This is a genomic window from Alteromonas sp. G4i35, assembly GCF_054960375.1.
Genome location: NZ_JBHNZD010000001.1, coordinates 186,156 through 200,491, shown reverse-complemented (window position 1 = coordinate 200,491; position 14,336 = coordinate 186,156). Strand labels below are relative to the sequence as shown.

Below are 14,336 nucleotides of genomic sequence, written 5' to 3'. Positions count from 1 at the left end.
CCGGCTTTGTAGTTTATACACTATTTTAAGCAACATTCAATGTTGGAATAATGCGCGCTTTTGCTTCTTCCTCAGCCTTTTTAAAGCTAGGCATTTTGTCGAAGTTTAAGTAGCGGAATACTTCACCCGACATTGCGTTAATTTTGCTAGCGTATTCCATGTACTCTTCAGCAGTTGGAATGCGCCCAACAATGGCCCCCACTGCAGCAAGCTCTGCTGAGGTCAAATATACATTCGCCCCATCGCCCAGGCGGTTAGGGAAGTTACGAGTAGACGTTGAAAGTACGGTTGCTCCCGCATCCACCCGTGCTTGGTTACCCATACATAGTGAGCAACCGGGCATTTCTGTACGTACGCCTACGCGACCATAAATGTTGTAATAGCCCTCTTCCATTAATTGGGCTTTGTCCATCTTAGTCGGTGGTGACATCCATAAACGGGTTGGCAGTGTTTTGTTGTACTGCTCAAGTAGCTTACCGGCTGCACGGAAATGGCCAATGTTTGTCATACATGAACCAATGAAGACCTCGTCTACCTTATCACCTGCAACGTCAGATAAGGTTTTCGCATCGTCAGGATCGTTAGGGCAGCACACAATTGGCTCTTTAATTTCGTTAAGATCGATTTCGATTATCTCAGCGTACTCAGCATCTGCATCGGCGCGCATCAACTCTGGGTTAGCTAACCATTCTTCCATTTTCTGCGCGCGACGCTCTAAGGTACGTGGGTCGCCATAACCTTCGTTAATCATCCAGCGTAGCATGGTAATGTTTGAACGCAGGTATTCAGCAATCGACGCTTCAGATAAGTTGATAGTACAACCGGCTGCTGAACGCTCCGCCGATGCGTCAGAAAGCTCGAACGCCTGTTCTACGGTTAAGTTCTCTAGTCCTTCGATTTCTAAAATACGGCCAGAGAAGGCGTTGATCTTGCCTTTTTTCTCTACCGTTAACAGCCCTTGTTTGATGGCGTATAGCGGAATGGCGTGTACTAGGTCGCGTAGCGTAATGCCCGGCTGCATTTCTCCCTTAAATCGCACCAACACCGACTCGGGCATATCTAGCGGCATAACGCCAGTAGCCGCAGCGAACGCGACTAGGCCAGAACCCGCAGGAAATGAAATACCCAATGGGAAACGAGTATGCGAGTCACCACCCGTGCCTACTGTGTCAGGCAGCAGCATGCGGTTTAACCAGCTGTGTATAATGCCGTCACCAGGACGAAGCGATACGCCACCGCGGTTCATTATAAAATCAGGCAGCGTGTGCTGCGTTTCTATATCCACCGGCTTTGGGTAAGCGGCGGTGTGACAGAATGACTGCATGGTTAAATCGGCAGTAAAGCCAAGACAGGCTAGGTCTTTAAGCTCATCGCGGGTCATTGGCCCTGTGGTATCTTGCGAGCCCACGGTTGTCATTTTAGGTTCGCAGTAGGTGCCTGGGCGAATACCGTCGACACCGCACGCCTTACCCACCATTTTCTGCGCTAGCGAGAAACCCGCGCCGCTGTCTTTTGGCTGTTCAGGCGTACGGAATAAATCCGTTGGGCCTAAACCTAGTGTCTCACGCGCCTTCTCGGTAAGGCCACGGCCAATAATCAGGTTGATACGTCCACCTGCGCGCACTTCATCCAGAATCACCTTCGACTTATAGCTGTATTCTGCAAGAAGTTCACCGGTTTCATGGTTGGTGATTTTGCCTTCAAACGGATAGATGTCTATCACATCACCCATGTCCATTTTTTCCACATCGGCTTCAAACACCAATGCACCGGCATCTTCCATGGTGTTAAAGAAGATAGGCGCGACTTTTGAACCAATGCACACACCACCGCCTCGTTTATTAGGCACACCCGGTAAGTCTTCACCAAAGAACCACAATACAGAGTTAGTTGCCGACTTGCGTGACGAGCCGGTTCCAACTACATCACCGACAAACGCTACGGGATACCCCTTACTTTTGACTTCTTCTATTTGCGCCATTGGGCCTTTAACACCAGGTTCTTCTGGCTCTAAACCTTCGCGGGGCATCTTGTAAGCTGCCAGGGCGTGCAGAGGAATATCTGGGCGAGACCATGCGTCTGGGGCTGGCGACAAATCATCAGTATTGGTTTCACCGGTCACCTTAAATACGGTATAAGTGATTTTATCGTCCATTAACTTACGCGACGTGAACCACTCACCTTCCGCCCAAGATTTAATGATGTCAGTGGCGTACTCATTACCCGCTTTGTGCTTTTCTTCCACATCGTGATAAGCGTCAAACATTAAAAGGGTATGTTTCAGCTCTTTCGCTGCCAACGGCGCAAGCGTTTTATCATCAAGTAGCTCCACTAAAGTGGCAATGTTGTAGCCACCGTGCATATTTCCTAGCAGTTCAACGGCTTTCTCTTTAGAGATAAGCTCACAACTGTCTTCACCTTTTGCGATTGCACTTAAAAACCCAGCTTTAACGTAAGCTGCCTCATCAACCCCAGGCGGTACACGTTCTGACAGCAGTTCTAAAAGAAAGTCCCCTTCGCCTGCTGGCGGGTTCTTTAATAAATCAACCAGGCCAGCTACCTGTTCAGCGTTAAGCGGTTTAGGTGGAATATTTTGAGCGGCACGTTCTTCAACGTGATTGCGATAGTCTTGTAACACAGTCTCTTCCTCTAAGTTAGCTTGCGCAATGGGAGTAAACGGTCTTGTACGCACTTGACGCAAGGTGTGTTTAATAAATCATCAACAGTATAACTTCACGGGCTCATTTTTTAAATTTAGCGCCCTTTTAATTCACTTATAATCGCTATTCATACCATTACTTTTAAACGACAAAAGCGATTAAAAAGAAATAAGCAAAGTTATTTTAGCAATTAACATGTAGTAAAGTTATAGGGCTTTATGACTTAAAGACAAGGGGTTAGCTGTACACAATGCTTCTTCAATTGAAGCAAACCGTAAACGATTAACAACAGTAAGTGAGAGGCAGTTCATTGTGACTATACTGGCAGTAAATAATTGTTAATTGGGCAAGTCTGTCTGAGGTCTAGTGCGAAGATAGCTTGCAAACTTTGGCTTTCCATTTTTGGTTAAACCGTAGTACTTAAAGGTTACCCAGCTGCCGATAGCAGGCGGAGATTGGCGCTCATTTTCTGAAAAGCCCGTTCCTAATTTAAATTGAATGCCTTCTCGCGTTTCTACAAGAAGCGAGCCCATCATTCCCTTAAATCGTCCTTTTCCCGGAAGCAATGCCAGTACTTTCCCTTCTGCATCTTCAAAGCGTTTTACTTTGAGTAACTTGTCACTTCGCCCGGATGTGTACAGCGCTTGTTCATGATGAAGCATTAACCCTTCTCCGCCTTCCTGGGTTACTTGCTTCAGCTTTTCATCAAGTGAAGCAATAGACGTAAGCTTAAATTGAGGGATAACTGCAAACGTTGGATTAGGTGTAGATTTACTTAGGCTGTTAAGCCTGTTGAGTCGCCGACCAAAGGGCTCACCCATCATAGGCATGTCAAAGGCCATAAATCTAACTTTGGCCCAGCGTTTTGCAGATAGAGAATTGGCTGCGGCAATAGTGTCTGCTGAAGACACTTTGCTAGATGAAGCGTTAGCGACAGAATGCGGCTCGATGTTTGTCAGCGTTGAAAGCACAATAGAAGCTGTACGTTCAAACTCCCCTCTTCCTATCCAAAGTTCGCCGTCAATAGTGGTTTCTGGCCAGTTAGCGGTGAACCATGTTGGCGCGAATATCTTGTTCCCATTGCGGGTAAGTAATTCAGTACCGTTCCATCTTGCGCGAATACCGTCTAGCTTCTCACTAACCCAATAGTCAGCTACGTTGATATCAGTGCGACTTTGATCGTATTGCTTAGCAAGCTGCAGCCCTTCGACAGTATCGAGCATGTGATTAGCATTAACGTTAGCTATGGCGGTGATTGAAAGTACATATACAGCAGTCAAAAAATTTCGCATCGGCTCTTCCTATAACGTGTTAACCTTTGCTTGCTTTAATGCTTTTAATAGAGAAGCAAAAACAAAGAAGGCAGAGTAAATTACTCTGCCTTCTTTGCTTTTATAACTGTACGTAGGAAGGTTTTTTCACTTAATCGAAGCTGCTCTAGTCGGTAATAATATCAATAACTGAGATCAGCACGTCTTCAGCAAACGCTTCACCTGCCGTTCTTTCTTTATCACGTCGCAGTTTGTAAGTCTCCAGGCAAGCATTTAGCTGCTCGTCGGCGGTGTACACCCCATGAACATCTGCGTTGTTAGCTTGCTCAATACAGCGATCGGTTTGGCCTGTCGTGACGGTACTGCACCCGCTCGTTCCCAAGGCCATTCCAACCATAAAAACCGCAGTGGCGATCCAATTTACGTGTTTAAATGTGCTTTTATGGTTCAAGATAACTTAATCCTTCAATAAAGACTGCAAGCGTTTTTGTCTATTAACATAAACCTGATGGCCATCGTGCTCAGACGTGGAAAGTGCTAAAGCTTGGTTCACGCTTTCCAGCGCTTTTTTGTACTCGCCCATCTGCTCATAACCATAAGCTAAGCCATTATAAGCGTCTGGCGTTTTAGGATACTCAGCAATACCGTATTTAAACAAGGCGATGGCTTTGTCGTAATTTTGTTCACCCACATAGTGATAACCTAACTCGCGAATAACCCATTCCGGCGCGTCGAGTTTCTCGCCTCGCTGCTTTGAAACACGGGCGTAATAGTCTTTAATACTTTTAATATCTCCACTGAACTGCTGTGGCCTTAAATAAGCTGATAAGAACAAATGATGGTAAGCGCTGAAAGTTGACGCAGCTGAGACCAAATTGTGGGTAACTCCCTCGTAGGCTTCGTTCTCCCATCTTAATCCGGCAGGTTGATTTGCCCGCATTCCAGAAATCATATCGTTATAATACGGGCGCATGGGCGCGCCTTCATTGCCGATAGACGTGTAAATGAAGTGGTCTAATTGATTGGCAGATTTTAAGAATGCAACCGTACTTTTTGCAGATGCGCCATAGTTCCACCACACCGCAGCACTGTAAGTCAGCGCGGCGTTAAAAAGCTCAGGCTTCTGGGTAAGTGCGTACAACGCGAATACGCCTCCGGCTGATGCACCCTCTATCACTCGAAAGTCATGCACGCGATATTTCTTCTCTACCATCGGCATAAGCTCAGTGGTTATAAAGGAAAGAAAGTTTGCACCGCCACCGCCATAGCCTACAGGCCCGTTTGGATCTTCATTTGCCGTGGGATATAAATCGCGAAGTCGGTCGGTATTTTCAATGGCGACTATGATGACTTCCGGAGCAGCATTCTGAGATTGCAGCGATTCTAGCACTGCATTCATCATAGTAAGATTTCCCGCACCATCTAGACGATAAATAACGGGGTATTTCTTGTCGGGGTTTTCGGCGTAGCCTTTTGGAAGCTGAACAACCACTTCTCGTTGCTCGTTTAGCACTTTAGACTGGAGTTTCTCTACTTTCAATTCGTAACGCTGGCTGTCGCTGCCTGTTTCGCTGTTAGCCGGAAGGCTCGTGAAAGCAAGAAATAGCAGGGCAATTATAATATGTATTTGTGACTTCAAACTTAAATCCTTTTATAAGACGCTTTGCTTTTCGCAGTAATACTATTTACTTGATTGGGCCAAGCGAACTTTTATTATTATCTATTGTATAACAGGGGTTTATTCGGATTAATGACAATTTCATAGCCACATTACTCTGTATATTCCCCTTTAGCAATACAGGAACTTTCTGTAGACATTTCTCCGCCCAAGTATTTAGTTAGCACAACGTGTAGTTCCGTTTTATTGACTGGTTTTGTGAGATATCCATTCATCCCGGATGCTAACGCTTTATCTATTTCTTCGGCAACCACCGCAGCAGTGAACGCGATAATAGGAATAGTGATGTTAGCTTTTCGCAACGCTAAAGCGGCTTCAGAGCCGTTCATTTCAGGCATGTGTAAGTCCATCAATATAAGGTCGAAATGCTGCTTTAGTGCAATCTCTACTGCTTCGTTACCGTTATTAGCAAGCGCAACTTTCAATCCTGTGTCTTCTAACAATGATTTTGCTACGACCTGGTTAATGTCGTTATCTTCTGCAACCAAAACAGTAAGGTTTGGGAACGACGGTGTGCTTTCCTGTTCTTTAGCGCCAATTACACTATCTGCAATTTCAAACGGTAGCTCGAAATAAAATTCACTCCCCTGACCTACCGCGCTTTTCAGATAAACCGTGCCGCCCATAGCTTCAACCAAGCTTTTTACTATCTGTAAACCAAGTCCCGTTCCCCCGTGCATTCGATTAATGCTGCTGTTGGCTTGTGTAAATGCATCGAATACGCGCTCTTGTTCAGAAGCATCAATCCCGTCCCCCGTATCCTTAACTGAAAATCTGACAAATTGATGGGTCTTTGACGCTTCACCTTTCGATAGCCCTAAAGTGACACTGCCCTGATGCGTAAACTTTATCGCGTTGCTCACTAGGTTGTTTAACACTTGAGAAAGGCGCGTTGCGTCCCCTACAACACAAGTATTTAATGTTTTATCTACTTCTATTCTCAGTGAGATACCTTTGTTCTGCGCCAATTGTGCATAAAACGCCACGCAATCTTTGGCAGTACTTTTTAGGTCAAAGGGAATGATCTCCAGCGCAAGTTTTCCCGCATTCAGTTTGGAGAGATCTAATATGTCGTTCAAAATACGGTTTAGCGAGAATCCTGAACGCTGAATCTTCTCGAGGTTAGGCCGTGCACTTTCCGAAATATCATGAGAAAGCACTACATCAGTCAATCCCAAAATACCGTTTAATGGCGTGCGAATCTCGTGTGACATAGTGGCGAGGAATCGTGATTGTGCAGCCGACGCTTGCTTTTCGCTTGCAAGCGCCCTGTTTAGCTCAAGAGTTTTGTTTTTACTCTCTACAAGGGCTTTCTCTAATTGGCTCGCTAGAGCATAGATAAGAAGGGACACAACAAGGTTGGTCACACAAAGCCTTAGCCAAAGGCCCTTGTCATAATCCCCTTCGTAAAACGGCACAAGAAAAGTACAGCATGCGAGTACTACCATTGCACTTATTCGCCAACCATTAGAAAGCAGTAAAATGGGAAAAATAGTAGCAATTGGAACTAAGGTTGCGGGCATGAGCCCATTGCTTATTACAAGGTAAGGCGCGACGGGAATGGTGAGTATTGCCCACAATTTCGCCAAAGGTTCTTTGTAGTTAGAAAAGATAATTCCCGCTACCGAAATTGCACACCAAGACAGGCCGAAAAATACTGCCACATACACATTTTGGGGTTGGGCTATGACGATTACCGCTAAGATGAGTAAAGAAAAAACCAGCAGAATTTTGAAGCCAGCTTTTTGCAAGGCCGATGTAACTTCGCCAAATGATTCAGGCTTTGTAGAGTACTGCTTTGGCATTAGGGTTTCTAAGTATTATTAAATGACTAATAACTCAGTATAAGTACCAAACAACAACTCTGCATAAAAATAATGGGGTCAGAGTACTTTTCTAGCTGTTTACCGCTAGCTCTATTACCGTACTAATGTACTCTGACCCCATTATTTCGGGTACAAAAAAGCCCCAACCGAGGTTGGGGCTTTTAATGCGTTTGAAAGCGTTAAGTACTTATACGCGCTTTACGGCTACATCTGCTTCGAACTTAGGCTTAACTGCCAAGTCTTCAGAAGGTGGAGCAAACTTAGTTAGGTCAATGCCTGCAACTGCTTGCTTGTACTCTTCTGTCGTTGGGAAACGACCAAGAACCGTTGAAAGTACTACTAGCGGCGTAGAGCCTAGTAGTGATTCACCTTTCTTCTCAGCAGAGTCAGCTACAACACGACCTTGGAAAAGACGTGTAGATGTCGCGATAACTGTATCGCCTGGCTCAGCCTTTTCTTGGTTACCCATACATAGGTTACATCCAGGACGCTCTAGGTAAAGAATGTTGTCGTACTTAGTACGCGCCGCTTCTTTAGGCTTAGCATCATCGAACTGGAAGCCTGCATATTTCGCTAGAACGTCCCAATCGCCTTCCGCTTTTAGCTCGTCAACGATGTTATATGTAGGTGGAGCTACAACTAGTGGCGCTTTGAATTCAACAGAACCGTTAAGCTTTTCTAGGTTACGCAGCATTTGTGCGATGATTTGCATGTCGCCTTTGTGCACCATACAAGAACCAACGAAACCTAGGTCTACTGGCTTACCATCATAGTAAGAAACTGGACGGATAACGTCGTGGGTATAACGCTTAGATACGTCTTCGTTGTTTACGTCTGGGTCAGCAATCATTGGCTCGTCGATTTGATCTAGATCGATAACCACTTCTGCGTAGTACTTCGCGTTGTCATCTGGCGCAAGCGCTGGCTCTTCACCAGACTTGATTTCAGCAATACGCTTATCAGCTAGGTCAATTAGGCCTTGAAGCATGTTCGCTTCGTTGTCCATGCCCTTGTCGATCATGATTTGGATACGGCTCTTAGCAAGTTCAAGCGACGCAATCATTGTCTCGTCATTTGAGATACAGATTGATGCTTTCGCCTTCATTTCTGCAGACCAGTCAGTGAATGTGAATGCTTGGTCAGCCAATAGAGTACCGATTTGAACTTCAATTACACGACCTTGGAACACGTTCTCGCCAGAGAATTGCTTAAGCATTTGCGCTTGAGTCGCGTGAACCACGTCACGGAAGTCCATGTGCTCTTTCATGCTACCTTTAAAAGTAACTTTCACAGACTCAGGGATTGGCATTGCCGCTTCACCCGTTGCAAGTGCTAGTGCTACCGTACCTGAGTCGGCACCGAATGCTACACCTTTAGACATACGCGTGTGCGAGTCACCACCGATGATAATGGCACGATCGTCTACTGTAATGTCGTTAAGCACTTTGTGAATAACGTCAGTCATTGCATGGTAAACGCCTTTAGGATCACGTGCAGTGATTACACCAAAGTTGTTCATGAACGACATAAGCTTAGGGATGTTAGCTTGTGCTTTTTTGTCCCATACTGATGCCGTGTGACAACCAGACTGGTAAGCACCATCTACAACAGGAGAAATCGTTGAAGCGGCCATTGACTCAAGCTCTTGGCACGTCATTGGGCCAGTCGTATCCTGAGAACCTACAATGTTTACTTTAACGCGCACGTCAGAACCAGCGTGAAGCGGAGCATCTGAATTTACGCCAACTGCATTACGGTTAAAGATTTTTTCAACCGCTGTTAGGCCTTGGCCTTCGTGAGACACTTCTTTCGACGCTGCATATACGGCTGGCGCTTTTGTACCTAGAGTACGTGCTGCGAAAGACTGTAGCTGCTTACCGAATACAACTGCGTAAGAACCACCGGCTTTCATGAACTCCATTTTTTGAGGAGTAAATGATGCAGATACGTCAGCAAGTTCTTCTGAACCGTTGTAAAGCTTCTTCGCCTTAGTATCGATAGTTAGTACAGTACCAGTTGCTACTGAGTAAGCTTCTTCAAGTACTGGGTCACCGTTTGCATCGCGAACGATTTCACCGTTTTCATCAGTTTTCTTAACCCAGTTCTTAAGGTCAAGACCAATACCACCGGTTACGTCAACAGTAGTAAGGAAGATTGGCGCAATACCGTTAGTACCAGCAACAATTGGCGCTTTGTTTACAAATGGAATGTAAGGGCTTGTTGGCTCACCTGCCCATAGTGCAACGTTGTTCACACCAGACATACGAGATGAACCTACACCCATTGTGCCTTTTTCAGCGATAAGCATCACTTTAGCATTCGGGTGCTTCTTACCAAGTTCAACAATTTCTTGCTGCGCTTCAGGAGAGATCATGCACTGGCCATGAAGTTCACGGTCGGCACGTGAGTGCGCTTGGTTACCTGGAGAAAGAAGGTCAGTTGAGATATCACCTTCAGCGGCGATGTAAGTCACAACTTCAATTTTCTCTGGAACATCAGGAAGCTTGGTAAAGAATTCAGCTTTTGCGTAGCTTTCTAGTACGTCTTTAGCAATAGCATTGCCAGCTTTGAATGCATTTTCAAGACGCTCAGTGTCAGCTTCGTATAGATAAACTTGAGTCTTCAATACTTCTGCCGCAGGCTTAGCAACCGCTTCGTCATCAGAAAGTGCTAGGTCTAGTAGTACTTCTACAGACGGACCACCTTTCATGTGTGAAAGTAGTTCAAGCGCAAACTCAGGGGTAATTTCTTCTACTTTTTCTTCGCCAAGTACAATTTCTTTTAGGAATTGTGCTTTAACACCCGCCGCAGGTGTAGTACCTGGAAGCGTGTTATAGATAAAGAATTTTAGAGAGTCTTCGCGATGCTCGTTTGTTGTATCTTTAATTTGAGCAATAATTTCAGACAGCAGATCTGCACTGTCGATTGGCTTAGGGTTAAGACCTAGTTCCGTTTTACGGGTTTCGATCTCTGCCAGATATTCTGAATACAAACTCATATAGTTCTCTCGGTCTTAGTTTTACTTGGGCGTAGTGTTAAGTCGGTCTTAGCTATACGCATATAAAAATGAGGGATATTTTAACCGATTTTTAGCGGTTACGTAATGACTGAAAGTAAACAGTTAGGTATTCACCCGCCTAAACTGTCGTTGTGTTAAAGCACTTACATTTTTACTAGAAAAACGAATTTTAATTAAAAGCAAAATTAAGCCAATAATTTCATGCAGTTAGAAGCAAACCATTTGAAATCAATGACGATATTTAGCTTGAATGGTTTGACCAATAAAGATAAATAATAGTGTTGCACTTATGACAGACATTCATTTTATTTATGGTGCTACCAGTACAAATTACCATCAATTTTGAAACAAAATTTCATTTATTAATGTTTTCTGTGCCTAATTTCCTCTTGGCGATACCTCGATCACTCTTCCATTTTCACCATCGGTCAAAAGAAGCAGGTTACCTTGATGATCAAGCGCAATATCCCGCAGCCGTTCCCCAGGTCCCTCAAAAATTTTTGTAGAGATATATTCGTTCGATACGGCTCTAACTGCATACAAAGCTTTGGCTTTCAAACTGGTAACAAGTAACGTATTAGCTAGCATCGGGAAACGCCCATGGGAATAGTAGATCATGGAGGATGGCGCTATAGAAGGTGTCCAGTCTACAATGGGGCCAGTCATACCCGGATAGGTCGAAAAAGGCGAAATTCTAGCGCCGGAATAGTCTTTGCCTAGTGTAACAACTGGCCAACCATAATTTGCGCCTTGTTGTAAAAGGTTTACTTCATCACCGCCATCTGGGCCGTGCTCATGCAAAAATAGGTTGCCGTCACTCCCCTTTACAAGTCCTTGGGGATTGCGGTGTCCAATACTAAAAATAAAGGGGTTATCAGGAAAAGGAGGGTTGGCCAACGGCTTGCCGTCTATTGTGAACCCTAGCACTTTTCCTAGTTGTGAACTGATAACTTGCGCTTGCTCGCGATAATCAAAGCCATCTCCTGTCGTAACCAAAAAGCCCTGTTTTGTGTTTAAAGCACTGCCCTCTAGTTGAAGCAGTTTCCCACCGTAGTGCACAGGCGTGTCTTTGGCTTGTGCCAGTGCTAACACTGGCTGAATGTTAGTAATGCCAGAAGTAAGGGAAAGCTGTCCTTTTACTATGGCAAGACGGTTTGCACTATCGCTCCCCTTGGAATAACTCAGCAACACGGTTCTGTCTTCAGGGAATTGCGAGGGTATAAGAAGATCGAGTACGCCTCCTTGCCCTTTAGTGTACAAGTCATCGAGCATTAAAGAAAACCGCGCACTTTCCCCCTTATTGTCAATAATTACCAGCTCACCATCTCGCGTTACTATCAATATATGGGTGCTTGCCTGAGCCTTATCGATAACCGTCGTTAAGGCCTTGGGAAACGCCAGTGAGGTAGCGATATCTTTTGTCACGACATGCTGGTCAAAATTTTCATAAGCCGTTAGATTTGAGCTACCTGCTTCATGTTGCTCAGAATTAGATGCGTGCTTTTGAGTGAGTTCAGTGGCAGTAGTTACGGCAAAAGCAGGAGCTAAAGCAGCTCCCAATAAAGAAAAAGCCAGTAAACCGATCATCGTACGCCATAACTTCATTGTGATTGTCCTCTTTTACTTAACATACTATGGTATACCCTATTGCCACGCTCAAACCATTTGAGGCCTGTTGAGTTTTGTTCTAATGCACTGTGCGACAAATCTTGGACTACAAAAATGAACAACCTAATACGACGCACTATTTTCCATTTTTTACCATCATGGGCCGTCGGCTTTCTACTAGCAAGTACGTTTCACTCGTGTGCCGTTTTAATCGGACTCATTCGAATTGATGTCGATATGAATCCAAGCGATTGGTTTTTCATGATATGGCAAGATGCACTAGGCCTTTTGCCTACTTACGGCGTGATTATTGCCGTTACCTTATTGTTGGCATTCTTGGCGACACATTTCATTGTTAGACGTCTTAATCAAAATGCTAGTGGCTCTTCCAACCGTACCCGATTTATTCTTTTCACAATAGCGGGAGGCCTGTCGTTCTTATTAATGCTCATTGCCATGCAGCCCATATTGAATGTGACCCTAATTGCAGGCGCTCGCACTACCTTAGGACTTGCCGCACAATGCATGGCAGGCATCTGTGCTGGTGGGCTATATAGTTACTTAAGTAATAGTTCTACAAACAATTGATAACTAAAAATTATAATACTAAATAACCCAACCCTGATGTAAATGAAAAGTTAAGTTTGCTACTGTAAGGCATAAACACCCTACTTACTTTGCCCTACTAGGAACAAGCAACATGATAACTTATCCTGATAACGTGACCTGCTTAGCCGATTATATTGAAAGCGTTTTGCAAAAATTTGCCGACAGGCCAGCGTATACGGCGCTTGGACAAACACTTACATTTGCCGAGATAGACCGTAAGTCATCAGCGTTAGCCCGCTACTTTGTTCACGAAGCTAAATTGTCTCCTGGTACCAAAGTCGCCATACAACTTCCTAATTTAATTCAAAACCCTATTGTTGTTTATGCTGCCTTACGCGCAGGCCTTGTTGTAGTAAATACAAACCCGCTTTATACCGAACGCGAGATGAAGCACCAGTTCACTGATAGTGGCGCGAAAGCTCTGGTTATTCTGGGTGATTTGCTCCCCAAATTCACAAGCATAAAAGATGATACTAGTATCGAAACCGTTATCACCACATCGGCAACAGAGCTTTTAGACCCTAACACTGCACCAAATCTCGATGGTACGGTTTCATTCACACAAGCAGTGGAGCTAGGCAATACACTGCCTGCATTTGAACGTCCTTCTATTGCTCTAGATGAACTCGCCATGTTGCAATACACCGGTGGTACTACAGGGGTATCGAAGGGCGCAGCCTTAAGTAATAAAAACGTTTTAGCTAACTGCATCCAAATGCTCGACCGTATTGGTGAGGGCTTCAAAGATGGTGAAGAAGTGTTGGTATGCCCATTACCGCTTTATCATATTTATGCATTTACGGTTGGAATGATGGCGCTCTTTGCCAAAGGTACTCAGATAATTCTTATACCCAATCCACGGGATATCGACGGTTTCATTCAAACACTCAAGCCCCATAAAATTTCAGCATTCATGGGGATCAACACCTTGTTTGTTGGTCTTGGGAGACACCCTGAATTTGCAAAGTTAGACTTTTCTAAATTACACCTCACAATGTCTGGCGGCACCGCACTTACTCAAGCCGCAGTATCTATTTGGCGAGACGTAACCGGGAACACCATCACCGAGGGCTATGGGCTATCAGAAACTGCGCCAGTTGTATCTTTTAACATTCCAGGTAAAGAAGAGATCGGCACGGTGGGGCACGAACTAGAAGGCACTGAAGTTGCGTTACTGGATAGCCATGATAAGCCGGTGGCCGATGGTGAGTCGGGGCAAATTGCAGTTCGCGGACCTCAGGTTATGCTGGGTTATTGGAACCGAGACGACGAAACTGCCAAAGTCATGACCCAAGATGGCTTCTTTAAAACCGGGGACATTGGCATTCGCACCGAATCTGGGGCAATTAAAATTGTAGATCGTTTAAAAGATATGATTATTGTCTCTGGCTTTAATGTCTATCCGAACGAGATTGAAGATGTACTTACAACTCACCCTAGCGTGATGGAAGCCGCAGTTGTGGGTAAACCCGATGAAAAGACCGGTGAGCGAGTGTGTGCATTTATTACTGTTTCAAGCGATGTATCGACACAAGACGTCATTGATTTTTGTAAACAGCACCTCACAAATTACAAGATCCCTAAGTCGATCACGATACTTGACGAGCTACCAAAATCTACCGTCGGAAAAATTCTACGTAGAGAGCTTCGTTCGGCCTAATGACT

General features: G+C 44.8%; 9 protein-coding genes. 2 read left to right on the top strand and 7 right to left on the bottom strand.

Annotated elements, in window-relative coordinates; all coding sequences use genetic code 11:
* Window positions 1-25: 25 nt before the first annotated feature.
* The 7 genes from acnB to ACFI6L_RS00785 form a co-directional block, all read right to left on the bottom strand.
* Window positions 26-2,638 carry a bifunctional aconitate hydratase 2/2-methylisocitrate dehydratase gene (acnB, locus tag ACFI6L_RS00815; RefSeq protein WP_462573237.1) on the bottom strand — a complete coding sequence of 871 codons (2,613 nt, stop codon included), beginning with the start codon at window positions 2,636-2,638 and terminating at the stop codon, window positions 26-28.
* 360 nt (window positions 2,639-2,998) lie between these two features.
* Window positions 2,999-3,952, bottom strand: a complete 954-nt coding sequence (locus ACFI6L_RS00810; protein ID WP_462573236.1) for a DNA ligase — start codon at window positions 3,950-3,952, stop codon at window positions 2,999-3,001.
* Window positions 3,953-4,097: 145 nt separating this feature from the next.
* Window positions 4,098-4,382 (bottom strand): DNA ligase, encoded by a 285-nt coding sequence (locus ACFI6L_RS00805; RefSeq protein WP_318486308.1) that lies wholly within the window; start codon window positions 4,380-4,382, stop codon window positions 4,098-4,100.
* 6 nt (window positions 4,383-4,388) lie between these two features.
* Complete coding sequence (locus ACFI6L_RS00800; RefSeq protein WP_462573235.1) at window positions 4,389-5,570, bottom strand: alpha/beta hydrolase; 1,182 nt, start codon at window positions 5,568-5,570, stop codon at window positions 4,389-4,391.
* Window positions 5,571-5,701: 131 nt separating this feature from the next.
* Complete coding sequence (locus ACFI6L_RS00795; protein WP_462573234.1) at window positions 5,702-7,414, bottom strand: ATP-binding protein; 1,713 nt, start codon at window positions 7,412-7,414, stop codon at window positions 5,702-5,704.
* Between the two features lie 208 nt (window positions 7,415-7,622).
* Window positions 7,623-10,433: a bifunctional aconitate hydratase 2/2-methylisocitrate dehydratase gene (locus tag ACFI6L_RS00790; protein ID WP_014948296.1), complete on the bottom strand. Its 2,811-nt coding sequence runs from the start codon at window positions 10,431-10,433 to the stop codon at window positions 7,623-7,625.
* 399 nt (window positions 10,434-10,832) lie between these two features.
* A complete protein-coding gene (locus tag ACFI6L_RS00785; RefSeq protein ID WP_374960421.1) occupies window positions 10,833-12,059 on the bottom strand; it encodes a PQQ-dependent sugar dehydrogenase in 1,227 nt (408 codons plus the stop codon).
* A gap of 117 nt (window positions 12,060-12,176) precedes the next feature.
* Here ACFI6L_RS00785 and ACFI6L_RS00780 point away from each other — a divergent pair, with 117 nt between their 5' ends.
* Window positions 12,177-12,650, top strand: a complete 474-nt coding sequence (locus ACFI6L_RS00780) for a hypothetical protein (protein ID WP_462573233.1) — start codon at window positions 12,177-12,179, stop codon at window positions 12,648-12,650.
* A gap of 112 nt (window positions 12,651-12,762) precedes the next feature.
* The gene (locus ACFI6L_RS00775; protein ID WP_014948293.1) at window positions 12,763-14,331 is read left to right on the top strand and encodes an AMP-binding protein; all 1,569 of its coding nucleotides are present in this window, start codon (window positions 12,763-12,765) and stop codon (window positions 14,329-14,331) included.
* Window positions 14,332-14,336: the final 5 nt, after the last annotated feature.

Excerpts from the sequence above, each read along its gene's own strand:
- ACFI6L_RS00810 (WP_462573236.1), bottom strand. The coding sequence starts at position 3,952 with ATGCGAAATTTTTTGACTGCTGTATATGTACTTTCAATCACCGCCATA.
- ACFI6L_RS00795 (WP_462573234.1), bottom strand. The coding sequence starts at position 7,414 with ATGCCAAAGCAGTACTCTACAAAGCCTGAATCATTTGGCGAAGTTACA.
- ACFI6L_RS00790 (WP_014948296.1), bottom strand. The coding sequence starts at position 10,433 with ATGAGTTTGTATTCAGAATATCTGGCAGAGATCGAAACCCGTAAAACG.
- ACFI6L_RS00785 (WP_374960421.1), bottom strand. The coding sequence starts at position 12,059 with ATGAAGTTATGGCGTACGATGATCGGTTTACTGGCTTTTTCTTTATTG.
- ACFI6L_RS00780 (WP_462573233.1), top strand. The coding sequence starts at position 12,177 with ATGAACAACCTAATACGACGCACTATTTTCCATTTTTTACCATCATGG.
- ACFI6L_RS00775 (WP_014948293.1), top strand. The coding sequence starts at position 12,763 with ATGATAACTTATCCTGATAACGTGACCTGCTTAGCCGATTATATTGAA.